Below are 22,736 nucleotides of genomic sequence, written 5' to 3' on the forward strand. Positions count from 1 at the left end.
GCTCTATGGTCCCTCGTGGCCGGACCCGCCGAGGGCCACGACGCGCTTCGCCTCCTCGATCGCGAACTCGAAGCCGGTGTCCGGTTCGCGCAGCAGCCGTTGGGTGGCCAGCGCGTGTGTGCGCAGGCGCGGGTCGGGGGCCGTCGTCGCGGCGAGCAGAGCCGGTTCGGTCGCTTCCCCCAGCGCTACCAGCGCCCGGCTGAGACTCAGCTGCGTCTCCCGCCCGCCGCGCCCGAGCTGCGTCGCCAGCACCGTGGCCAACGCGGCCTGCTCGCCTTCCGGCACGAGCACGACCGCGGCCCGCCAGGCGCTCCGCGCCACCTCGTCGTCGGCGTCGGACAGGAGAGTGCGGGTGATCGCGGGCCACGCCTTCCGGTCCCCGATCTTGGACAGCGTGTGCAGCGCCTGGCTCCGCGCCTGAGCACGCTCGGAGCGGACCGCGCGGAGCAGCTCGGGCAGCGTCATGGACACCGGATGACGGGTGAGCGCCCAGGTCAGCATGTCGCGGACGAAGAACTCGGGCTCGATCGCGCATCGCTCGACGAGCTTGCCGACGAAGCGCGGGTCAGGCGTCGTGCCGACCGCGAGAGCAGCCCGCAGTCGCACCGACGCGCTGGCGTCCTCCAACCCCTGCAGCGCCCGCACCGCATCCGTGTCCTGTCTTGTGATCGTCATCGGACCACCTCCTCGGCCAGCAGTGAAGGCCTTGTCACCGTGTCAAGGTCAAACAGGGCCCTCCGGAGGGCGGGGGAAGCGCCCGGTGCCGACCGGAGCAGGGTCGCGGCGCCGTTGTCAGTGCCGCGTGACACCATCCGGCCATGAGTGGCGAGTCTTTCAACTGGCAGGGTTTCCTGGAGCGTTGGCGGGAGGAGTGGGTTCCTCGCACGGACGAGGACGAGGAGGACTACGAGAACGAAGGCGACGGAGGGGCCTTCGCGCCGTTGGGCGGGCCCGGGGCCGACGAGGCGTTGATCGCCGCGGCCGAGGAGCGGCTGGGGCGGCGGCTGCCGCCCTCGTACCGGGAGTTCCTGGCCGTGAGCAACGGATGGCATGTCGACCAGACGGCCGGGGTCTATCAGCTCGGCGGCGCCGCGGACATCGGCTGGTTCGAGGACCCGTACGACATGACGCCGCTGTACGAGGAGAATCTGGGCGCCGACCCGCGCAGGGAGGACGTCCTGCTGGCCGGGATGTGGCGGCGGGCGCTGCGGCTGGAGACGGACTCCGACATGTCGCACGCCCTGCTCGACCCGGGCGACTGTGCCGAGGACGGTGAGTGGGCGCTCTACGTCTACAAGGGCTGGAGCGGTGAACTGCCGGACCGCTACCCGTCGTTCCGCGCCTACATGGAGGCGATGTACCGCCGCTTCCACTCCGACCGGGCCGAGAGCCCCGACTTCGTCAACGCGACCACGCGCGCCCAGGACGCCCGCGTGGACGAGGCCCGCCTCCTGGCCCTGCGCGGACAGAACGAGGAGGCGCTGCCCCTGCTGGAGGAGGCGCTGTCCTTCGGCCGGCCGCGGAGTGCCGTGCTGTTGAACCAGCTCCGGCATCTGCTGGCTCCGCAAGGCTCCCGGGGTTACGGCAACCTTGCGGCAGACCCGCGCTATCTGCCGGATGTCCTGCCCGTGGAGGCGATCACACCGGCACGGGGCGAAGGGCGGCTCGACGGGGACGACCACTGGCTCAGGATGATGACCGCCCGCGGAGTCGACCGGGAGGACGCCGAGGCCGTACTGAGCGCGATGCGGGAGGGCAGCCATCGCTACGCGCCGTCCGGTGCTTGGGGCCGGGCTGTCGCCGAGGCCCAGGAGTCGGCCCTGTGGGGGATGACCGATGCCGCGTGGCGGATGCTGCGGGACGCACTCCCGCTGTGGGAGGCGCCCGGGCCCGAACTGATCGCCCCGATCGGTCTGCTCGCCGATCCGGTCCTGGGCCCCTTGATCACCCCGGAGCGTGGGCGGGAGATCCTCGCGACACCGCGGGCCGGGGAGACGGGCCCCGCCCCCGAGCCGGTGCCCGATCTGGACCCGCCGGGCCTCACGTGGCTGACGGAGCCCGTGGCGAACGGGCAGCCGCTGGACGGATATCGCTGTGTGTGGGTCGAGGGGGTGGATCCGGACGCCCTGCCCGCCCTGATCGGCGAGGAGGGCGCCGAACTGAGCGCTCCCTTGGATCCGCGCATGGCGGCCTGGCGGGCACCCAAGTCCCACGAGCGGGAGGGTGTCGAACCCTGGGAGGACCGGCCCGTGGTCGCCGTCGGCCGCACTGCCGGAGCGTGGTCCTTCGCCTTCGACGGCCACTGCCACCACTACTTGGGCAAGCTGTTCCACTCCCCCGCTGCGGCCGCATCCGCGGGCGGCCGCGCGGTGGTGGTGTGGCGCGACCCGAGGCGCTCCACCCCAGGTGACTATCAGGCCGCGTTCCACCTGTCGGTGGCCGAACAGGGCGAGGAAATCTACGCGTTCACCGTGCGGGGTACGGAGATCGAGCGCTCCGGCGCGATACCCGAGACGCTGGACCCCGCACGGCTGTTCCGTCCCGAGGACTCCGAACTGGCCCGCGAACAACAGCTACTGGAGGCCCTGCACACCGAACTCGGGCTCTCGCTCCCCCGCTTCGCGGTGACCCAGGGCAGGCTTCGCGCCTTCACCACACGGTCGTGGACGCGGGCGCCTCGTACAGGCGAGGGGTACGCCTACCTCAGCTTCGTGCGGCACCGCTCCTGACCCTTCCGCCACGGTGCTCGGTCACTGGTGGGCCGTTGCGGTGAGCCGTCGCAGTGCGGCGTGCGCGGGTGGGCCCCAGGTGGGCTTGCCTCCGGGGCGCCCGTGGTCGCCGGCGTCTCCGATGAAGATGCAGGCGAGAGCCTTCAACACCGCCCAGCCCCGGGCGCGGCGCAGGGTCGCCGCGTCCGCGGTCGGCCGGTAGGTCTCGTGGAAGAGGCCGATGGCGCCGTCCGGCAGCAGGGTCCAGGCGGCGGCGAGGTCGATGGCGGGGTCGCCGGCGAAGAGGTCGCCGAAGTCGATCACGCCGGAGAAAGTGCCGTTCGTGGTCAGGATGTTGGCGGGATGCAGGTCGCCGTGGAGCCACAGCGCCGGGCCTGCCCACTCGGGCGCGGCGGCGGCTTCCTCCCAGACCGCCCGGACGGCGTCCGGGTTGCGGATCAGCCCCCGTTCGGTGGCCGAGGCGAGCCCTTGGGCGAAGGGCTGGGCGGTGTCGGCGAGCGGGCCGCCGCGGTCCCGTCCTGCGGGCGCCCCGTCGGGGGCGGGACGGTGCAGGGCGGTCAGGAAGCCGGCCAGGGCGATTGCCGCCTCCGTGGCGCGGGTCGCGGGGGCGCGGTCGGCGGGCTCGCCCGGTACCCAGGTGGTGACGATCCAGGGCCGGGGAAATCGTGCTGAGGGCTCAGCAAGGCGCTGCGGGACGGGGATCTCCAGCGGGAGGTGCGGGGCGAGCAGGGGCAGCCAGGCGTGTTCCTTGCGCAGCAGCGCGTCCGCGGACTGCGTCGCCCAGGGCAACCGGACGGCGAGGTCGTCGCCGAGCCGCCAGACCTGGTTGTCCCAGCCCCGCGCGCCGAGCTTCAAGGGGAGATCCGCCAGGTCCGGGTACTGCTCGCGCAGCAGGTCCCGGATCAGGTCCTCGGTGATGTCCATCTCGGTGGCTGTCATGTGGAGCAACGGTAGTTGGGCAGCGAGCCGTCCGGGCTTCGAGTGATGATAAGTCCGGGCTCCCCCTTTGATCAATCGTCAACTCTCTTACCACACCATGAGTTTGAAGGTGTATGCGGCAAAGAGCCAGCTGTTGAACGAGTTCTGATTCTTTTATTGACAGCGGAAATTATCGGCCCTAGGTTCCCGGCCATGTCGCCGATCTCCCGGATCGAGGCGTTCCCGGCCAACACGCCGGCCGCCTCCCTGATCTTCACCACGGTCCTCTCCCACGGCCCCCTCACCAGGCTGGAGGTGGCGCGGCGGGCCGGTCTGTCCCCGGCCGCTGTCACCAAGGCCGTCCGGCCGCTGCTTGAGGCCGGCTACCTGCTGGAGGACACCAACGGCGAGGCGCGCCCCGCGCTCGGGCGGCCGGCGAATCCGGTCCGGGTCGACGGCGGGCGAGCCCTGTTCATCGGTCTGAAGGTGACCGGCGACGAGATCATCGGGGTGCTCACCGACCTGTGCTGCCGCATCCGCGTCGCCCGGCACGTCCCGTTGGGGGGCCGGGAGCCGGGGCAGGTCCTGGCCGTGGCCGCGGAGGTGGTGCAGGAACTGCTCACCGAGGCCGACGGCTTCGGCGTACAGGTCCTGGGACTCGGCATCGCCGTCTCCGGCGACGTCGACCGGACCGAGGGGACCGTGCGCTACTCGCCGTTCCTGCAGTGGCGGGACGTGCGGCTGGCCGAACTTGCCGCCATGGCCTGTGGGTTGCCGACCACCGTGGACAACGACGTACGCGCCCTCACGGTCGCCGAGCAGTGGTTCGGCGACGGCGTGGGGCTGTCCGACTTCGCCGTCGTCACCGTCGGTGCCGGCATCGGCTGCGGCCTGGTGGTGCACGGCCGGGTCGTCTCCGGCGCGCACGGCGTCGCGGGCGAGATCGGCCATGTCACGGTGGACCCGTCCGGCCCGCCCTGCCGCTGCGGCAACCGCGGCTGCGTGGAGGCGATCGCGGCGGACCAGGCGATCGTCGCCCGGATCCGCGAGGCGACCGGCATCGAGGTCGCGGACACCGCCGAGGCCATCGAGCTGGCCCACCGGGGCAATGCGGGTGCCCGCGCCGTCTACGCGAAGGCGGGCGAGGCGATCGGCCGGGGCATCGCCACGGTGGCCAACCTCCTCGGCCCCCAGCGCGTGATCATCTCCGGTGAAGGGCTGGCCGCCCACGACCTGTTCGCCGGGCAGATCCGCGACGCCTTCACCGCGGCCGCCTTCGGCTCCGCCGCCCAGTGCGAGGTCCACACCCGCCCGCTGCCGTTCGAGGAGTGGGCGCGCGGCGCCGCCGCCACCGCCATCCAGTCCTTCATCACCGCAGACCCCCACTGACACGCGAGAGGAGCAACGATGACGCAGCAGAGCCGCGCTCCCCTGGCAGCGCGCGGTCCCGGCCGCCGCAGAACCCTCGATACCGGTGCCGGGTCCGCTCACACGCCCGAGCTCCTGCCGGCGCTCCAGCGCCAGCCCACCGGCTCCGGCAGGGGCTGAGCCGCCCCGCACGACCCCTCCGTAACCCACCCCCAGGAGGTACGACCCATGCGGTCACCCTCGTACTTCGCCCTGCCCGCACGCGCCCTGAGAGCCGTGGTCGTCCTGGCCCTCACCGCGGGCACGGTCACCGTCGCCGCCCCGGCGCAGGCCGTGCCCGCCACCCCCGACTCCGCGGCCGACACCGCCGCCGCACTGGCCGCCAAGCCGTACATGGGCTGGTCGAGCTGGAGCATGCAGTCCTCGAAGTACCCCGGTCTCAACCCGGACGGCGACTACAGCTACCTCACCGAGGCCAACGTCCTCAAGCAGGCCGGCGCGCTCGCCGCCAAGCTGAAGAGGTACGGCTACGAGTACGTCAACATCGACGCCGGCTGGTGGCGCGACAACGCCTGGAAGCCCGGGTTCGACCAGTACGGGCGGCAGACGGCGGACCCGGTCCGCTTCCCCCGCGGCATGCGGGCCGTCGCCGACGACATCCACGCCAAGGGCCTCAAGGCCGGCATCTATCTCCCCGTCGGCCTGGAGAAGGAGGCCTACAACGACGGCCGGACGCCGATCTGGAACGCGCCGGGCTGCACCACGGCCGACATCGTCCACGACGACCTGCGCACCACCAACGGCTGGGACAGCTCCTACAAGCTCGACTTCGCCCGACCCTGCGCCCAGAAGTACGTCGACTCCCAGGCCCGGATGTTCGCCGACTGGGGCTATGACTTCCTCAAACTCGACGGCGTGGGGCCGGGCTCCGGCAAGTACGGCGACCAGTACGACAACGTTGCCGACGTTGCCGCCTGGCAGCGGGCCATCGCCGCCACCGGCCGCCCGATCCACCTGGAGATCTCCTGGTCCCTGGACTACGGGCATGTCGCCGACTGGAAGAAGTACTCCAACGGCTGGCGCATCGACACCGACGTCGAGTGCTACTGCAACACCCTCGTCAGCTGGGAGAACTCCGTCGACGACCGCTTCGACGACGCCCCGGCCTGGACCCGGCACGCCGGTCCCGGCGGCTGGAACGACCTCGACTCCCTCGACGTCGGCAACGGCGAGATGGACGGCCTGACCAAGGCCGAACGGCAGACCTACGCCACTTTGTGGGCCATCGCCAAGTCCCCGCTCTACACCGGCGACGACCTGACCAGGCTCGACTCCTACGGCCTTTCCCTGCTCACCAACACCGAGGTCATCGCCGTCGACCAGGGCGACGGCCCGCCCGCCGCGCCGGTCACCCCCTCCGATCCGCAGCAGGTGTGGGCCGCGAAGAACCCCGACGGCACCTACACCGTCGCCCTGTTCAACCTCGCCGACGCACCCGCCGCGGTGACCGCCGACTGGTCCACGCTCGGCTTCACCGGCCGGGCCAAGGTGCGCGACCTGTGGAACCACGAGAACCTCGGCACCTACCGGGACCGCATCACCCAGGCCCTGCCCGCCCACGGCTCCCGCCTCTTCCGCGTCACCCCGGCCGGCCAAACCCTCACCTGGTCCGGCATCGAGGCCGAGAACCCCGCCAACACCCTTGCCGGCCCGGCCTCCGTCGCCGACTGCTCCGCCTGCTCAGGCAGCAAGAAGGTCGGCAACCTCTACCAGGGCGGCAAGCTGACCTTCCACGACGTCGTCGTCGAAAAGGCCGGCACCTACCAGATCAAGGTCGGCTACATCAGTGGTGACGCCCGTTCGGCCGCGGTCTCGGCCAACGGCGGCGGCGCCACCGGCCACAAGTTCCCCGCCACCGGCGACTGGGGCACCGTCGGCACCGTCCACATCCCGGTGACCCTCAAGGCCGGCGCCAACACGATCACCTTCGACAGCGGTTCCGGCTATGCGCCGGACATCGACCGGATCGACGTACCGAAGTCCTCCTGACACCCCCGGGGGTCCGGCCCCGCGGCCGGACCCCCGTTCAGACTTCTGGAGCCGCCATGCACCCCAGCCGACGAACCGTCCTCTCGCTCGCCACCACGGCCGGCCTCACCGCGGCACTGGGCGGCCTGCCCGCGTTCACCGCCTCCGCCGTACCCGAGCGCCCCACCACCGCACCCCCGCCCGGCAGTTCACGCGACCGGCTCTGGTGGCGGGCACCCGGCGACGAGCGCTCCCTGATCGAGCAGGGTCTGCCCGTCGGCAACGGCCGCCTGGGCGCCCTCGCGTCCAACGACCCGGGCCGCGAACTGCTCCTCGTCACCGACGCCACGATGTGGACCGGCGGCCTCAACGACACCCTCGACGGCGACGGCCAATTCCCCTACGGCCGCGGCGACTTCGGTTCCCTCACCCTGCTCGCCCGGCTCTCGGTGGACATCCCCGACCACGACCTGTCCGGCGTGAACGGCTACCGCCGCACCCTCGACCTCGCTCAGGGCCTGGTCACCAGCAGCTACGTCCGCTCCGGCGTCACCTACCGGCGGCAGCTCTTCGCCAGCCGGCCCGACGACGCGATCGTCCTGCACTTCACCCAGAGCGGCGGCGGCCGCTACACCGGCACCCTCACCCTGGAGGGCACACACGGCGAACGGCCCACCCGCGCCGAGTCGTTCGGAGCCGCACTCCCCAACGGCCTGCGCTACGCGGCGGCGGTGCAGGCCTACGGCAACGGCGGCCGCGTCCGCGTCGACGGCCCGCACATCGAGTTCACCGGCTGCACGGAGCTGACGGTCGTCCTCAGCGGCGGCACGAACTACGCGCCCGACGCCGACAACGGGTACCGCAACCCCTCCCTCGACCCCGAGGCGCTGGCCCGCGACAAGGTCGCCGCCGCCGCACGGCACCCGGCCGACACACTGCTGCGCACCCATGTCGCCGACTACCGAACCCTGTACGAGCGGATGAGCCTCTCGCTGGGTACGTCGACCGAAGCGCAGCGCTCGCTGGACACCTGGGAGCGGCTCAGGGCGCGGGCCCGCGACGGCATCCCCGACCCCGAACTGGAGGCCGCCTACCTCCAGTACGGCCGCTACCTGATGATCTCCGGCTCGCGCGGGAGCCTCCCGCTCGGGCTTCAGGGGCTGTGGCTGGACGGCAACGACCCGGACTGGATGGGCGATTACCACACCGACATCAACATCCAGATGAACTACTGGATGGCCGACCGGACGGGTCTGTCCGCGTGCTTCGACGCCTTCACCGACTACTGCCTGGCCCAGCTTCCGTCGTGGACGGACCTGACCCGCCGTCTGTTCAACGACCCGCGCAACCGCTACCGCAACTCCACCGGGAAGGTCGCGGGCTGGACGGTCGCGATCTCGACCAACCCCTATGGCGGAGGCGGCTGGTGGTGGCACCCCGCGGGCAACGCCTGGCTGTGCGCCGGCCTGTACGAGCACTACGAGTACACCCGGTCGCGTGAGTACCTGGCGAGGATCTACCCACTGCTCAAGGGGGCCTGCGAGTTCTGGGAGGCCCGGCTGCTCACTCTCACCCTGCCGGGCAGCTCGCACGAGGTTCTCGTCGCGGACAGCGACTGGTCGCCCGAGCACGGCCCGCTGGACGCCAAGGGCATCACCTACGCCCAGGAGCTGGTGTGGACGCTCTTCGGCAACTACGCCGAAGCCGCTGCCGTACTGGGCAAGGACGCCGACTACGCGCGGACCGTCACCGCCCTGCGCGACCGGCTGTACCTGCCGCGGGTGAGCCCGACGACGGGGTGGCTGGAGGAGTGGATGTCGCCCGACAACCTCGGCGAGACCACCCACCGCCATCTGTCCCCGCTCGTCGGTCTGTTCCCCGGCGACCGCATCCGCCCCGACGGCTCCACGCCCAAGGACCTCGTCGACGCAGCAACCGCGCTGCTCACCGCGCGCGGCATGGAGAGCTTCGGCTGGGCGAATGCCTGGCGGGCCCTGTGCTGGGCCCGTCTGAAGCACGCGGACAACGCCTACCAGCTCATCGTCAACAACCTGCGCCCCTCCACCGGCGGCGGCAACGGCACGGCCTTCAACCTCTTCGACATCTACGAGGTCGAGCGGGGCCGCGGCATCTTCCAGATCGACGCCAACTTCGGTACGCCCGCGGCGATGATGGAGATGCTGCTGTACTCCCGCCCCGGACACATCGAGTTGCTCCCGGCGCTGCCCGGCGCCTGGGCCGCGTCCGGCTCCGTCGACGGCGTTCCCGTCCGCGGCGGGTTCGTGGTGGACCTGCGCTGGCGGCAGGCCACACCGAGCGAGGCCCGGATCCGCAGTGTCGGCGGCCGAACCACCACGGTGGCGTTCGGTGGTGTGTCCCGGACGGTGACGCTCGCGCCGGGCGAGTCGGTCACGTTGAAGGGCTTCACTCGATGAGGCGGGCTCTGGCCGCGCTGGCGGTCGCCGCCCTGGCCGTACCGGCTGTCCCCGCCACGGCCCGGGCCACGCCGACCGGGAACGAGGTCGTCACCTGGGGCGCCAGTGCCGACCGCCTGGGCGAGGGCGTACCGGACCGCGGGTACCGGCTCGTCGTGCACACCAGCGTCGGCGGTGACAATCTGCGGATACGGCTCTCCAATGCCTTCGGGGACCGGCCCGTCACCTTCGACAGCGTCTACGCGGGCGTCCAGGCCTCCGGGGCCGGGCTGGTACCCGGCAGCAACCGACGGCTGACCTTCGGCGGCGCACGGTCCGTCACCGTGCCGGCCGGCGCGAGCGTCCACAGCGACCCGCTGCCGGGCCGGGTGGCCGCCCGTACCCAACTGGTGATCAGCGTGCACAGCCCGGACGCGGCAGGCCCGGCCACCGGACACGGCATGGCCATGCAGACCTCGTACGTCTCCCAGGGCGACCACACCGCCGAAGAGGGCGCGGGGAACTGGGGCAGCACCACCGGCTCCTGGTTCTACCTGGACGCGGTGACGGTCCGGGCATCCCCGGGAACGGGAGCGGTGGTGGCCCTCGGCGACTCCATCACCGACGGCTGGCAGTCCAGCACGGACCTCAACCGCCGCTGGCCCGACTACCTCTCCCGCCGCCTCCAGCAGTCCACCGCCACGACCGTCAAGGGCGTGGCCAACGAGGGGATTTCCGGCAACAAGGTGCTCGCTGACGGCGCCGGGCAGAGCGCGTTGAACCGGCTCGACCGGGACGTGCTGTCCCATCCCGGCGTGCGCACGGTGTTCCTCTTCGAGGGAGTCAACGACATCAAGGCGCACACCGGCGTGACCGCCCAGGCCATGATCGACGGATACCGGAAGATCATCGAACGTGCCCACGCGGCCGGGAAGTGCGTGGTGGGCGCCACGGTCGGCCCGTTCAAGGGCTGGTCGGAGTGGGACGCGCAGGCGGAGGCCGTGCGCCAGGACGTCAACGCGTTCGTGCGGAACAGCGGTGAGTTCGACGCGGTCACCGACTTCGACCGCATCCTGCGCAGTCCGTACGACCACGAGCGCATCCTGCCGTTCTTCGACAACGGCGACCATCTGCACCCCAACGACAAGGGCATGCAGGCCATGGCCGACGCGGTGGACCTGGCGGGCGTCGACTGTGCTGCCGGACCGGGCTGAGGGGGTCGAGACGGCGTGTCACATCACCGACCCGATGTGACACGTGGCTTGGCACTCCAAGCAGGTGTGTTACGGCCCACCCGTTTGTGGACACCTCTTCAGCTCACCTACAGATACATTGCACACTCCAGGTGTCTCAATCCTTTCCATGGGCAGGCGGAGCATGAGCGCACGGCAGGCGTACATACGTTGGCGACTCGGGCTGACGAGCCAGACGGTCGCGGCGAGCACGCTGCTTGCCTTGCTGATCGGTCTCGCGTTCACCGTCCTGTTGTGGGCGATCGCCGACGCGAACAGCTCCATCTCGGCCAGACGCGCCTCCCGGACGGCCCTCCTCGAAGTCGGCAGCATGGAGCGGCTGCTCCTCGAACTGGAGACAGGACAGCGCGGCTATGTGATCACGCGGCGGGAGGAGTATCTCGAACCGTGGCAGTCGGCGCGCAAGGCGCTGCCCGCGGAGGCACGGCGATTCACCGAGAGCGCCACGTCCCCGGAACAGCAGCGCACCGCCGAACAGATCACACGCGGCGTCAAGTCCTTCCTGAACGACTACTCGATCCCGCTGGTGCAGAAGGTCCGGCAAGGTGATCCCACCGCTGGCGACCTGGAGGTGGCGGCCGAGGGAAAGCAACTCGTCGACACCCTGCGGGCCCAGTTCAACGAGTACATGGCGAACGAACGTGCTCAGTTGCGGGAGCGCACGGACGCCGCGGGGACCAACAGCAAGCAGGCGGTGCTGGCCGCCACCGTGGGGCTCGCGGCGTCGACCGCACTCGTGGCCGTCTACACCGTGCTCCAGCATCGAGCCGTGGTCCGCCCGGTGCGCGGGGCGGCGGCCGCGGCGGAGGAACTCGCGGGCGGTGACCTGAGTGTGCGGGTGCCGCCCAGCAAGGTGGCGGAGATCGCGGCACTGGGAACGTCGTTCAACACCATGGCGGCCTCTCTTCAGGACAGCCGCAGGCGCATCATGGAGAGCACCGAGGCCGTACACCGGCGTACGGCGCGGGACCTGCACGACGGGGCGCAGCAGCGTCTCGTGAGCCTGATGATCGGGCTTCGACTCGCTCGGGAGCTGGTCCCCGACACCGAGTCGGCCACGACCGATCTGCTGGATCAGTCGATCGAGAACGCGCAGACGGCGATCAACGAGCTGCGCGAACTGGCCTCCGGTATCTATCCGCTGGTGCTGACGGTGAAGGGGCTGGTGGCAGCGGTGAAGGACCTGGCGTTCCGGTGCCCGGTACCCACCGTCGTCGAGAGCAGGGACGAACGGAGGATCTCCTCCACCGTCGAGTCGAACGCGTACTTCGTCGTGGCCGAGGCCGTGACGAACGCGGTCAAGCACGCCCAGGCGTCCCGGATCGACGTCACCCTCGAATTCGGGGACGTGCTGCGGATCAAGGTGGCCGACGACGGGATCGGCGGCGTGGGCAAGGCCAGCGCCGGCAGCGGGATGTCCGGACTGGCGGACCGCGTCGCGGCCTTCGACGGCAAGCTGACCATCGACTCGCCGCCGGGTGGCGGCACCACCATTCTCATCCAGATCCCGATTCCGGCCTGACCCTGCGTGTGTCCGACGGGGGCGATGCACATGCCGGTCACCGTGCGGGCGCCTCGTGCTTCTCGGCCGCTCCCGCGCTACTCGTGCCGAGTCGCCTGCGGTCGGTGTCGGACAGCCCGCCCCAGACGCCGTAGGTCTCCCCGTGTCTCAGCGCCATGGCCGCGCACATGTCGCGGACCTCGCACCGGCCGCAGACACGGCGTGCCCGCTCCTCGCGGTCACGGCGTGCGCGGCCTCGTTCTCCCGGCGGCGAGAAGAAGTTGGAGCTGCTCATTCCACGGCAGGCGGCACGCTGCTGCCACTGCCAGTCACTCAGCAGGGGGCGCAGTCCGTTTCCCATGGTCTTCCCTTCCTGTCTCCCCGGCGGCGGACCGGCTCGGAGACGGATCTGTGGTTCGGTTTCGAGGCACCGTGCGGTCCTCTGCGGTCAGTTGGCCCTGTCACTCCGCCAGTTGCACCAGCTGGTCCCAGTCGACGCCGTCCAGTTCGGTCCCGCGGGGAACCATGGCAAAGGTCCCGGCGAGCCATTCCCGGACCGGCTCGGCCGGGATCTCGAAGAGCGCTGTTCGCTCTCCTCCTCCCACGCGTACGCAGAAGGAGGACGCCTCGCCGTCGCTGTCGAGCAACGGCCAGAGCACCACGTCCCCCTCCCCCGCCCGCGCGGTCATGCCCTCGGTCAGCAGTTGCCGGCAGAAGATCCACCGCACCGGCCGCCCTCCGTCGGAGTCGAGGACCAGCGTGACGGCGAGGGGGTCTTGGGCGTCGTAGGAGAACTCGCAGTTCAGCATCAGGGAGAGTTCGGACGTCACCCAGTGCGTGATCTCCAGCGAGAGGTGGCACTTCTTCATGGTCGCCTCCTAGGGACTCGGCCGGTCAACCGGCGTGGAAACGTGGGCTGTCGTGCGGAGCCGCCGACTCGGCCGGCCGGGAACCCCCGGATCCAGGACCAAGTCTCGGCCGAGTCCGGCGCGGGGTCTGTCGTGTGCTCCCTCGCGCTTCCTCGGGGCGCCCCCCACGCCGATGTAGGGCTCACCCCACACCACAGGGGGCGTCGACCGTCCGGCACATGCGGCGAAGCCGTCGCGCCGGCTCACATGTGGCCCGCACACCGCATCGTGATCTTGTCAGGTGTGCGTGACACACCTCAGGCTAGGATGCCGCCATGAGCGAACCACTGCGGGCGGTGCTCGGAGAAGACCAGCCGATCGTGCGTGAGGGAATCGCGACCATCCTGGGCCGGGCGGGCATCGACGTGGTCGCGTCCGTGGACAACGCGGTGGACCTCGTCCGCGCCGCCGAGGAACACCGCCCGGACGTGGTGATCACCGACATCCGGATGCCGCCGGACCTGGACGCGGACGGCCTCGGCGCCGTGCGCGAAATCCGCGCCGCCCAGCCGGACATCGCCGTGATCGTGCTGTCCCAGTTCCTCGACGCCTCCTACGCGCTCGACCTGGTCGGGGACGACCCCAGCGGGGTGGGCTACCTCTTGAAGGAAAAGGTGGCGAGCCCTCAGGTCCTCACCGACGCCGTGGAACGGGTCATGGCCCGCGACTCAGCCCTTGACCCGGACGTCATATCGGCGCTGCTGGGGCGCAAGCGTCCGCAGGACCCGCTGGCCGCGCTGACGCCGAGGGAACGACAGGTGCTGGCGCTCATGGCCGAGGGCCACTCCAACACGGGGATCTCCGAGCAGCTCTTCGTGAGCGTCGCGGCCGTGGAGCGGCATGTGACCGGCATCTTCATGAAGTTGGGCCTCAGCCAGGCGGCGTCCGGGCAGCATCGGCGGGTGCTGGCGGTGCTGCGCTACCTCGGGCAGTAGGAGCGGGGCGGACGTCAGCGCGCGGAGGGGGCGAACAGGCCCGGCAGATCGGCGTCGAACAACTTGTCCTTGGCGATGAAGGACTCGATTCCCGCGGCCTCAAGTTCCTCCTGCGAGAAGAACAGCCTGTCGGTGGAAGTCAGCACGATCCGGGGCCGGTTGCCCTCCTCGGTCAGCCGGCGGGCGAGGCTCAGTCCGTTCAGGTCCGGCAGGTGCAGATCGAGCAGGAGTCCGTCGGGACGGTGCGCCCGCACCGCGGCCAGGGCCGAGGCGCCGTCGCGGGACTCCGCCACCACTCGCAGGCCCCGTGCCGCCAGCAACGTCGTGGCGATGCGGCGGAACCCGGGGTCGTCGTCGACGACGACGATGTTGATGCACATGCTCTCAGCATGCCGAACGCTCTGGTCGGCGGACCATAGGGGGAGCCCTACAGTTGGCGTCGCCACGCACATGTGGACCTCCTGCCCCTCCCACCGGACAGGCAGGAAGAGGGCGCACCCCGGTCGCCGACGCCCGGGGTGCGCCCGGTACGGGATGGCCGTCCCGACAGGGCCGGGTCCGGCTAGTAGCGGGTCACGAGCGGCTTGGTCTCGTCGACGACGTACGTGGAGAGCATCATCGTCGTCACCGTGCCGATGTTGCGGGCGTTGTGGATCGCGCCGTTCGGGATGAAGAACGGGTCCCCCGTACGCAGCCGCAGGGGCGGCCTGTCGTCGAACACCATCAGAACGTCGCCCTGGATGATGTACCCGACCTCCACACCGGGGTGGCTGTGCCGGCCCGATTCCCTGTGCCGCGGAATCTCCACGAGCGTCTGCACGGCCTCCCAGCCCTCGGCGGGCGAAGGGTGCTCCTGGAGCAGGGTGCGGGTGACACCCTCGGTCGGGTCGGAGTGCAGCGGGGCGGCAGTGCGGGAGTCCCGCACCGGGTCCGCGACGGCTGCGGGCGGCGGCAGTGCGGCGGCGCCGAGTACACCGGCCGCCGCGACACCGCTGGTACGTAAGAGTGAGCGCCTGTCGATCATGGCGGGTCCTTTCGGTGGGATGGATACGTGTGAACGCCCCTGTTGCTCCTTGACCGGGCGGCCCGGGAGGAGGGGGTACTCGTGTGTGCCCATGGGGCTCCCTTCGGCGGTCTCAGCTTGAACCCAAATGCGTCACTGGTCAAGACGGTGACGCAATGTCTCGGACCCTGCGTCGGCCGCGGCGGACCAGGCGCAGGCAGTCTGCCACTCGGCCGCCTTACGGCCTGCGAACTTCATCGGCGGCACCCTCCACAAGAGGCAGTTTAGGCACACTCACGCCCCACATCGGGCATACGTGTGTGGCGAGCGAGCAGCTTTCCGCCTTCACACCTGATGGATGGTAAGGTGCGCGACCAGCAGGCCTGGCCGTGACCGTGACGGGCTCACATGTCACACGTCGCAGGGGCGAACCGAAACGACGGCGGACCGGCTCCTCCATGTGTGGCAGGTCCCGAAGGCTACGAACGAATCAGGTACCCATGAACCCTTCACACCCACCCCGGCCGGAACGGGACCTCCCGAAGAGAGTTCCGGGAAGCGCCAGATCGGTCGGGTCCGGTTCCGTGCCCGCTCGGGACGGCGACCCGGCGGGCGACGCGGAACCGGCCGCGCCCGGCCTCGATGACCGTAGGCCCGGAGCGGCGGCCGGGAGAGGCACGTCTCTGCCCCGGCTCACCCAGATCTCCTCGCTCGGGTCGCGGGGCGACTGCGCGGGGGACAAGCCGGGCGACGGCTTCGCACAGCGCGGGCGTGTGGACGGCGGCACGGATCCGGGCCCGGTCGTGGCGCGCGGACCGGCGGGCCGGAAGACCGGGTCCCGCCGCGAGGGGTCGCGCGGTGCTCTGGCTGTCGTGGGCATCGTGGGGCTGCTGTCGGTGGGTGGCGTGCTGCTGACCCTGGGCCTGGTCAACTCTGGCGGCGACGAGCGCGACGGCGCGTCGGTGGCCGTGGACTCCGCCGACCACGGCACGGACGTCGTCGGCGGGCTCGGCGTGGTCCCGGCGCCTTCGGTGAGCACCTCCGATGCCCACGCCGGCAGGAAACCCGATGGTTCCGCAGAGCCCGCCTCCGCCACACCCGCGAGCAGTGCGCCGGGCAAGGACACCGCGCCCCGCGACGACCGAACCACCGCGCCCGCGCAGGACACCACCGTCCCCCCGACGACCGCTCCGGCCGCGGCACCGGGCGTGAACGTGTTCAGCCATGCCTCGCAGCGCTGCATCGACATCGTGGGCGGCGAGGCCGTTCCGGGCGCGCGACTGATGATCTGGGACTGCTCGCCGTCCGCCGCGCAGCAGTGGACGTTCACGGATGGCACCATGCGCGCCCTCGACATGTGCGTGCAGTTGGCGGACGGCTCGACCGCCGACGGGACCGAGCTCGAACTCGCCTCCTGCAACGGGAGTCCGGCACAGCGGTTCGTGCTCAACTCCAGCCACGACCTGGTCAGTACGCACGCCGACAAGTGCACGGACGTGCGGGACAACGGTACGGCGAACGGCACTCGGCTCCAGCTGTGGTCCTGCTCCGGCGGTGACAACCAGAAGTGGTCGACGTCCTGAGCTCCGGGCCCTGATCCGGGCCACACCCCGGCACACACGACAGCGCCGTCACGCCGATCAGCCTGCGCCCACCACGATCCCGCCCACTTCTACAATGGCCGGGCATCGACGGAAGGACGCAGATGGCACGCTTCGCGGGGCCGCGGACGACGGGTCAGGCGCAGCGCGGCCGGGAACGGGGGGTGTGCGGTGTCCTTCGTTGACTTGCCGCGCCTGGACTCCACCACCCCCCTGGTGGGACGCGGGCGCGACCTCGACCACATCTGCGAGCTGCTGCAGCGGGGCACGGGCGGCACCCTCCTGCTGTCCGGGGAGCCCGGCGTCGGCAAGTCCGCGGTGCTGGAGGCGCTGGCCAAGGCGGCCGCTCAGGACGGCACGCGCGTGCTGCGGGCGGCCGGTGCCGAGTTCGAGGCGGACGTCGGCTATTCGGCACTGAACCAGGTCCTGCTCCCGCTGCACGGCGTTCTCGACCGGCTGGCCGCCCCCAGCAGGGACGCCCTGAGCGTCGCCCTGGGCTTCGGCGCCGGACCGGCGCCCGAGCGTCTGGTCGTCTGCAACGCCGTGCTGGCGCTGCTGCGGTCGGCGGCCGTGGACGGCCCCGTGCTGCTCGTCGTGGACGACCTTCCCTGGGTGGACCGGGCGAGCGCGGCCGTCTTCGGTTTCGTCGCCCGACGGCTGTCCGGCGAGCGCGTCCGGTTCCTGGCCGCCTCCCGCACGGGTGTCGACAGTTTCTTCGACGGCAGTGGGCTGCCGTCGTACGAACTGCCCGCCCTGGACACCGAGTCCGCCGCCCGCCTCGTCGACCTGCGCTTCCCCGATCTGGCGCATCCGGTGCGCCGGCGCCTGCTGGAGGCGGCGCAGGGAAACCCGCTGGCCCTGCTCGAACTGCCCGACGCGCTGCGCGCCGACCAGCGCCGGGCGCGCGAGGTGCTGCCGGCCGTCCTGCCGCTGGGCGAGCGCCTGCAGTCCCTGTTCGTCACCCGGGTCCGGTCCCTGCCCGCCGCGACCCGCACCCTGCTGCTGCTCGCGGTACTGGACGACACTGGCGACCTCGGCGTGCTGTCCGCGGCCGCGCGGGCCACGGACGTGGACGCGGACCTGCACGACCTGGACCCCGCCGAACGGGACGCGCTGGTGCGGGTGGAAGAGTCTCCGCGCCGCCTGGTGTTCCGGCACCCGCTGATCAAGTCGGCCGTCGTCGAGGAAGCGACCAGCAGCGCCAGACGTGCGGCGCACCGTGTCCTGGCGCAGGTGGTGGCCGACAAGCCGGAGCGCCGGGCCTGGCACCTGGGCGAGGCGACACTCCAGCCGGACGAGGACGTGGCCCTCCTGCTGGAGCGGACGGCGCGGCACATCCAGGACCGCGGAGACGCCGTGGCCGCCATCGCCGCGCTCACCCGGGCCGCGGACCTCAGCCCGCTGGACACCGACCGCGCGCGCCGGCTGTCGGAGGCCGCCTACGTGGGCGCCGAGGCGATCGGCGCGCTGAGCAGTGCGTCGGCGCTGCTGGAGGACGCCTGGCGGGCGGATCCCCAGCACGGCGCGTCGCTGCGTTCCGCGACCGCCGCGGTGCAGCTCGTGCTGAACAGCGACGGCGACCTGGCCACGGCCCACCGTCTGCTGGTCGGCGCCATCGAGGGCGGCGACCACGGCTTCGACGCCGAGGACCCGGCACTCGTCGACGCGCTGCACTTCCTGCTGCTGCTGTGCAACTACGGGGCCCGCGAGGAGCTGTGGGCGCCGTACTACGCGGCCGTCGCCCGGCTGCGTCCCGCTCCCCCGCCGCTGCTGCTGGTGGCCGCCCGCACCTGGGGCGATCCCGCGCACGCCGACGCGGCGACGCTCCGTGAGCTGGACGAGATCATCAACGGCACGGGCCAGGAGACCGATCCGGCCCGGATCGTCCGGGTGGGAACCGCCGCGGTGTACCCGGACCGGCTGGCGGGGGTCCGCGAGGTGGCCTGGCGGCTGGTGCGGCAGGGGCGCGACGGCGGCGCGGTGCGCCGTCACATCGGTGCCCTGCTGCACCTGTGCCTGGAGGACTACCACCGGGGCGAGTGGGCCACGGTCCTGGAGCTGTCCGAGGAGGGGCTGACGCAGTGCGCGGAGTCCGGGTACACCGTGTGCACCTGGTTCTTCCAGTACACCAAGGGCCTGGTGACCGCCTCCCGGGGTGACACCGGGACGGCGCACGCGCTCGCCGACGCGATGATCGGCTGGGCGGCACCCCGCGGCATCCGGGAGGCCGTTCACTGTGCCCTGCACGTGCACGCGCTCGCGGACATCGCCGACGGCGACTTCGACGCGGCGTTCGGCCGGGTGATGACCATCAGCCCGGCCGGCAGTTTCCCGCCGTACGTCGCGCACGCCTCGTGGGTCTTCTTCGAGCTGGTGGAGGCCGCGGTACGCACCGACCGGCGGGCGGAGGCGGTGGCGCACATGCGGGCCCTGCGCGAGGAGACGAACATCGCCGGGCTCTCACCGCGGCTCGCCCTGCTGGCCGACGCCGCCGAGGCGCTCGTCACGCAGGACGACGCCGACGCCGCACGCCTGTTCGCCGCAGCAGTGGCCGCTGCGGACGCGGAGCGGTGGCCGTTCACCCTGGCCAGGGTGCGGCTGGCGCAGGGAGAACGGCTGCGCCGGTCCCGGGCGCTGTCCGATTCCCAGGCTCCGCTGACGGCCGCGCTGAAGACCTTCGAGCAGTTGCACTCCACCGCTTGGGCGGAGCGCGCACGCAAGGAGCTGCGGGCGGCCCGGCGAGGCGCCCCCCAGAGCGAGGCCGGCACCGGGACGCCCCTGACCGCGCAGGAACGCGAGATCGCGGAGCTCGCCGCGACCGGCCTGACCAACAAGCAGATCGCCGAACGGCTGTTCATCTCGCACCGCACCGTCGGCGCTCACCTGTACCAGATCTATCCGAAGCTCGGCATCGCGTCCCGGGTGGCACTGCGGGACGCGCTGCACCGGCAGAACCCGGACTGACGGCTGCGCGGCGCCGGTGTCAGATCCAGGTGTCGAGCCACATTCTGGTGTGCCAGTCGGCGTACGGGATCGTCTGCCCGGTGTAGAGCGGAAAGAAGTAGATGAAGTTCCAGGCGATGAGCAGAACGAGTACGCCCGCGGCCACCGCGCCACCTGTACGGCGTCTGCCGATCGTGCCCGGCGGCCCTGTCAGTGCTCCCAGCATCATCGTCACGGCCAGGCACAGGTACGGCACGAAGACGACCGCGTAGAAGGAGAAGATCGTGCGGTCCTGGTAGAGAAACCAGGGCAGGTAACCGGCAGCCACCGCACACAGGATGGCGCCGGCGCGCCAGTCGCGGCGCAGCGCCCAGCGGTAGAGCAGGTACACGAGGGCGCAGCAGGCCGCCCACCACAGGAGCGGGGTGCCGAGGGCGAGGACCGTCTGCGAGCAGTCGGCCGCCGTGCGGCAGCCGTCCTGTCCGGGTTTCGGCGACTGGTAGTGGAACAGCACGGGGCGGCCCAGGACCAGCCAACTCCACGGGTTGGACTCGTACTTGTGAGGGGTGTGCAGCCCCACGTTGAACTGGTAGACCCCGTACTCGTAGTGCCACAGGCTGCGCAGCGGCGCGGGAATCCAGGACCAGGCGCCGCCGCGGCCGTCGGCCCAGTGCCGTCCGTATCCGTCGTCGGACGCGAACCAGCCGGTCCATGTCGCCAGGTAGGTCAACCCGGCGACCGGCACCAGGGCGAGGACCGACCAGCCGAAGTCCCGGCGCAGCACCGCCCGGTAGGGGCGGCGAGCCCCGGCGACGCGGCGGGCGCCGACGTCCCACAGCACCGTCAGGACGACGAAGAAGGCCAGCACGTACAGGCCGTTCCATTTGGTGGACGCCGCCAGTCCCAGGAACACGCCTGCGGCAAGCCGCCACGGGCGCAGTCCCGTTCCGGCACGGTCACCGGCGTACGCGTCCGGCAGCGCCCGGCCGTCCCCGCCGACCGGTAAGGCCGCCGCGAGCCGGGCCCGTGCGTGGTCCCGGTCGATCAGCAGGCAGCCGAACGCCGCCAGGACGAAGAACATGACGACGAGGTCCAGCAGCGCGGTACGGCTCATCACCGTGTGCAGCCCGTCCACCGCCATCAGCACGCCGGCCAGGCAGCCCAGCAGCGTCGAACGGAACAGGCGGCGACCTATTCGGCACAGCATGAGCACCGACAGGGTGCCCAGGGCCGCCGTCATGAAGCGCCAGCCGAACGGGTCGAGGCCGAACATCCACTCGCCGAGGGCGATCACCCACTTGCCGGTCGGCGGGTGGGCGACGAAGGCCCCGGTGTCGGAGAGCGGGACGACCTGAGGGTCCGCCAGGATCTGCGGGTCGGCGATCTTGCGGTCCGGCCAGGTGCCCTCGTAGCCGAACTGCAGCAGCGACCAGGCGTCCTTGGCGTAGTAGGTCTCGTCGAAGACCAGGCTCCGCGGCCGGCCGAGGTGCCAGAAGCGGATGGCCCCGGCCAGTACGGCGACGAGCACCGGTCCCAGCCACTCCATCGCCCTCGCGACACGATGCACCCGTGCCGGATCGAGACGTGTGAGCTCCCACAGACGTGCCGGCGGTTTCGGGAAAGGGGGAACGAGGCGCTCGCGGACGTCGGCCGCCGGTCGCGCCAAGTATCCGAATCCGCCCAGCCGTTCCGGCCAGTTACTGGGCACCGTGGCCGCACGGGTGCTCTCGGGGGCAGGGGCACGCGTCGCATTGCTACTGGTCACTGGATGACCTTAGACGCCGGCTCGGCCGGCGAGCCGACGATGCCCGCTGAAGGCTGAAGTCCACGCCCCTTCAGCAGCCACACGTTGACATACGTGTGCAATAGGTCGAGCAAACACGTATCTTCCATGAGTACCGGCACTCGATGCCGATCGCCACACGATGGAGAAGACCCATGAGCACGTACGACCCCACCCCCCTGCGCCTGCCCGAGCTGCTGAAGGACTCCGTGAAGGCCGCCGCCGCGGAGATGGATGCCGACCGGGATCTGCCCGAGAAGCTGGTGCGCGAGCTGCGCGACAGCGGTGCCTTTCGTCTGCTCACCCCCAGGGAACTGGGCGGTTTCGAGGCTCCCCTGGAAACCGTGCTGAAGGTGTACGAGGGCTTCGGCCGTCTCGACGCGTCGGTGGCCTGGACGGTGTGGAACGCCAACTGGGGCTTCCTGGCCGCGCTGCTCGGTGAGACGGGTACCGCCCGGATCTGGGGCGACGGCGCCGAGCCGGTCTTCGCGAACGCCGGTCAGGCGGGCACCGCGGTGGTGACCGAGGGCGGCTACCGGTTCTCCGGCACCTGGAACCTCGTCAGCGGAGTGAACCGGGCGGACTGGCTCGTCGCGGTCGGTGTGGTCGTGGAGGGCGCGGGCCCCCGCCTGACGGAGGCGGGCGCGCCGGACATACGGCTGTTCGCCCTGAGCCGGGACCAGCTGTCGGTCCAGGACACCTGGGACGTCAACGGCATGCGGGGCACCGGCAGCCACACGGTGGTCGTCGAGGACGTGCTGGTCCCCGACGAGTTGGTCGCCCGCTTCGACGTGCCGGCCCGCATCCAGCGGCCCCTCTACCAGGGATTCATGCCCGCGCTCGTCTTCCCCGGCTGCTCGGCGGTAGTGCTCGGTGTCGCGCAGGGCGCCGTCGAGGAGATCGTCGCCCTCGCCGCGTCCAAGGGCACGTTCACCGGCGGCACGCTCGCGGAGTCCGCTCGCACCCAGGCGGTGGTGGCCCGGTCGGAGGCGTCCCTGAAGGCGGCACGGCTGCTCCTGCTGTCCGCCGCGGCCGCCGTGGACACCGCCGGGGAGAAGGGCGAGCCCGCCACCCTCGAACAGCGGGCCGACCTGCACGCCGCGATGTGCCATGCCGCGGAGGTCAGCCGTGAGGTGCTCGTCGCCATGCACGAACTCGGCGGCTCCTCCTCGATCTACCGCGACAACCCCGTCGAGCGCCTCTTCCGCGACGGCATGGTGACACTCCAGCACGCCAACCACTCCGCGCCGTTCATGGAGGCAGCCGGGCGGGTGCGCTTCGGATTCGAGCCGGGCGTCCCCCTGTTCTGAGCGCGGGCCGAAACCAGCGACACACACATGACTCAAGGAGCA

The 22,736-nt window shown here is 71.3% G+C and carries 17 protein-coding genes; 10 read left to right on the forward strand and 7 right to left on the reverse strand.

Features of this window, described 5'->3' with window-relative positions:
• Positions 1-3 precede the first annotated feature (3 nt).
• Positions 4-675: a HEAT repeat domain-containing protein gene (locus tag AB0Q90_RS00425; protein WP_363163843.1), complete on the reverse strand. Its 672-nt coding sequence runs from the start codon at positions 673-675 to the stop codon at positions 4-6.
• Positions 676-818: 143 nt separating this feature from the next.
• Here AB0Q90_RS00425 and AB0Q90_RS00430 point away from each other — a divergent pair, with 143 nt between their 5' ends.
• Complete coding sequence (locus AB0Q90_RS00430; RefSeq protein ID WP_363163844.1) at positions 819-2,729, forward strand: SMI1/KNR4 family protein; 1,911 nt, start codon at positions 819-821, stop codon at positions 2,727-2,729.
• A 21-nt stretch (positions 2,730-2,750) separates the two neighbouring features.
• Here the strand turns inward: AB0Q90_RS00430 and AB0Q90_RS00435 are convergent, their stop codons facing one another.
• Positions 2,751-3,668 carry a phosphotransferase gene (locus AB0Q90_RS00435; RefSeq protein ID WP_363163845.1) on the reverse strand — a complete coding sequence of 306 codons (918 nt, stop codon included), beginning with the start codon at positions 3,666-3,668 and terminating at the stop codon, positions 2,751-2,753.
• Between the two features lie 192 nt (positions 3,669-3,860).
• Between AB0Q90_RS00435 and AB0Q90_RS00440 the strand changes: the two genes are divergently transcribed.
• The 5 genes from AB0Q90_RS00440 (at position 3,861) to AB0Q90_RS00460 (ending at position 12,232) form a co-directional block, all read left to right on the forward strand.
• Entirely contained in the window at positions 3,861-5,036 is a 1,176-nt protein-coding gene (locus tag AB0Q90_RS00440; protein ID WP_363163846.1) for an ROK family transcriptional regulator, read from the forward strand.
• Between the two features lie 207 nt (positions 5,037-5,243).
• Entirely contained in the window at positions 5,244-7,064 is a 1,821-nt protein-coding gene (locus AB0Q90_RS00445) for a CBM35 domain-containing protein (protein ID WP_363163847.1), read from the forward strand.
• A 56-nt stretch (positions 7,065-7,120) separates the two neighbouring features.
• Positions 7,121-9,478, forward strand: coding sequence for a glycoside hydrolase N-terminal domain-containing protein (locus AB0Q90_RS00450; protein WP_363163848.1), 2,358 nt, complete (start codon positions 7,121-7,123; stop codon positions 9,476-9,478).
• Positions 9,475-10,671 carry an SGNH/GDSL hydrolase family protein gene (locus AB0Q90_RS00455; protein ID WP_363163849.1) on the forward strand — a complete coding sequence of 399 codons (1,197 nt, stop codon included), beginning with the start codon at positions 9,475-9,477 and terminating at the stop codon, positions 10,669-10,671. The genes AB0Q90_RS00450 and AB0Q90_RS00455 overlap by 4 nt, the downstream gene beginning before the upstream one ends.
• A gap of 163 nt (positions 10,672-10,834) precedes the next feature.
• The gene (locus AB0Q90_RS00460; protein WP_363163850.1) at positions 10,835-12,232 is read left to right on the forward strand and encodes a CHASE3 domain-containing protein; all 1,398 of its coding nucleotides are present in this window, start codon (positions 10,835-10,837) and stop codon (positions 12,230-12,232) included.
• Positions 12,233-12,269: 37 nt separating this feature from the next.
• Here AB0Q90_RS00460 and AB0Q90_RS00465 read toward each other — a convergent pair whose 3' ends face one another.
• Together AB0Q90_RS00465 and AB0Q90_RS00470 are read right to left on the reverse strand one after the other, a co-directional pair.
• On the reverse strand, positions 12,270-12,572 hold the full coding sequence (locus AB0Q90_RS00465; protein ID WP_363163851.1) for a WhiB family transcriptional regulator: 303 nt from the start codon (positions 12,570-12,572) through the stop codon (positions 12,270-12,272).
• 100 nt (positions 12,573-12,672) lie between these two features.
• The gene (locus tag AB0Q90_RS00470; protein ID WP_363163852.1) at positions 12,673-13,080 is read right to left on the reverse strand and encodes an SsgA family sporulation/cell division regulator; all 408 of its coding nucleotides are present in this window, start codon (positions 13,078-13,080) and stop codon (positions 12,673-12,675) included.
• A gap of 314 nt (positions 13,081-13,394) precedes the next feature.
• Here AB0Q90_RS00470 and AB0Q90_RS00475 point away from each other — a divergent pair, with 314 nt between their 5' ends.
• Positions 13,395-14,054: a response regulator transcription factor gene (locus AB0Q90_RS00475; RefSeq protein ID WP_363163853.1), complete on the forward strand. Its 660-nt coding sequence runs from the start codon at positions 13,395-13,397 to the stop codon at positions 14,052-14,054.
• 14 nt (positions 14,055-14,068) lie between these two features.
• Here the strand turns inward: AB0Q90_RS00475 and AB0Q90_RS00480 are convergent, their stop codons facing one another.
• Both AB0Q90_RS00480 and AB0Q90_RS00485 read right to left on the reverse strand, forming a co-directional pair.
• Positions 14,069-14,434 (reverse strand): response regulator, encoded by a 366-nt coding sequence (locus AB0Q90_RS00480; RefSeq protein WP_363163854.1) that lies wholly within the window; start codon positions 14,432-14,434, stop codon positions 14,069-14,071.
• A 182-nt stretch (positions 14,435-14,616) separates the two neighbouring features.
• Positions 14,617-15,078 carry a cupin domain-containing protein gene (locus AB0Q90_RS00485; protein ID WP_363163855.1) on the reverse strand — a complete coding sequence of 154 codons (462 nt, stop codon included), beginning with the start codon at positions 15,076-15,078 and terminating at the stop codon, positions 14,617-14,619.
• A gap of 563 nt (positions 15,079-15,641) precedes the next feature.
• Between AB0Q90_RS00485 and AB0Q90_RS00490 the strand changes: the two genes are divergently transcribed.
• Positions 15,642-16,640: an RICIN domain-containing protein gene (locus AB0Q90_RS00490; RefSeq protein WP_363163856.1), complete on the forward strand. Its 999-nt coding sequence runs from the start codon at positions 15,642-15,644 to the stop codon at positions 16,638-16,640.
• Between the two features lie 189 nt (positions 16,641-16,829).
• A complete protein-coding gene (locus AB0Q90_RS00495; protein ID WP_363163857.1) occupies positions 16,830-19,622 on the forward strand; it encodes an AAA family ATPase in 2,793 nt (930 codons plus the stop codon).
• A 19-nt stretch (positions 19,623-19,641) separates the two neighbouring features.
• On the opposite strand, the gene AB0Q90_RS00500 is transcribed toward AB0Q90_RS00495, so the two are convergent.
• The gene (locus tag AB0Q90_RS00500; RefSeq protein WP_363163858.1) at positions 19,642-21,366 is read right to left on the reverse strand and encodes a phospholipid carrier-dependent glycosyltransferase; all 1,725 of its coding nucleotides are present in this window, start codon (positions 21,364-21,366) and stop codon (positions 19,642-19,644) included.
• A gap of 173 nt (positions 21,367-21,539) precedes the next feature.
• On the opposite strand from AB0Q90_RS00500, the gene AB0Q90_RS00505 reads away from it, so the two are divergent.
• A complete protein-coding gene (locus AB0Q90_RS00505) occupies positions 21,540-22,694 on the forward strand; it encodes an acyl-CoA dehydrogenase family protein (protein WP_363163859.1) in 1,155 nt (384 codons plus the stop codon).
• The last annotated feature ends 42 nt before the right edge of the window (positions 22,695-22,736 follow it).

It is taken from the genome of Streptomyces sp. NPDC079141, assembly GCF_040686775.1.
GTDB lineage: Bacteria > Actinomycetota > Actinomycetes > Streptomycetales > Streptomycetaceae > Streptomyces.

Coding starts and splice junctions, on each gene's coding strand:
- AB0Q90_RS00425 (WP_363163843.1), bottom strand. CDS start 675: ATGACGATCACAAGACAGGACACGGATGCGGTGCGGGCGCTGCAGGGG.
- AB0Q90_RS00430 (WP_363163844.1), top strand. CDS start 819: ATGAGTGGCGAGTCTTTCAACTGGCAGGGTTTCCTGGAGCGTTGGCGG.
- AB0Q90_RS00435 (WP_363163845.1), bottom strand. CDS start 3,668: ATGACAGCCACCGAGATGGACATCACCGAGGACCTGATCCGGGACCTG.
- AB0Q90_RS00440 (WP_363163846.1), top strand. CDS start 3,861: ATGTCGCCGATCTCCCGGATCGAGGCGTTCCCGGCCAACACGCCGGCC.
- AB0Q90_RS00445 (WP_363163847.1), top strand. CDS start 5,244: ATGCGGTCACCCTCGTACTTCGCCCTGCCCGCACGCGCCCTGAGAGCC.
- AB0Q90_RS00450 (WP_363163848.1), top strand. CDS start 7,121: ATGCACCCCAGCCGACGAACCGTCCTCTCGCTCGCCACCACGGCCGGC.
- AB0Q90_RS00455 (WP_363163849.1), top strand. CDS start 9,475: ATGAGGCGGGCTCTGGCCGCGCTGGCGGTCGCCGCCCTGGCCGTACCG.
- AB0Q90_RS00460 (WP_363163850.1), top strand. CDS start 10,835: ATGAGCGCACGGCAGGCGTACATACGTTGGCGACTCGGGCTGACGAGC.
- AB0Q90_RS00465 (WP_363163851.1), bottom strand. CDS start 12,572: ATGGGAAACGGACTGCGCCCCCTGCTGAGTGACTGGCAGTGGCAGCAG.
- AB0Q90_RS00470 (WP_363163852.1), bottom strand. CDS start 13,080: ATGAAGAAGTGCCACCTCTCGCTGGAGATCACGCACTGGGTGACGTCC.
- AB0Q90_RS00475 (WP_363163853.1), top strand. CDS start 13,395: ATGAGCGAACCACTGCGGGCGGTGCTCGGAGAAGACCAGCCGATCGTG.
- AB0Q90_RS00480 (WP_363163854.1), bottom strand. CDS start 14,434: ATGTGCATCAACATCGTCGTCGTCGACGACGACCCCGGGTTCCGCCGC.
- AB0Q90_RS00485 (WP_363163855.1), bottom strand. CDS start 15,078: ATGATCGACAGGCGCTCACTCTTACGTACCAGCGGTGTCGCGGCGGCC.
- AB0Q90_RS00505 (WP_363163859.1), top strand. CDS start 21,540: ATGAGCACGTACGACCCCACCCCCCTGCGCCTGCCCGAGCTGCTGAAG.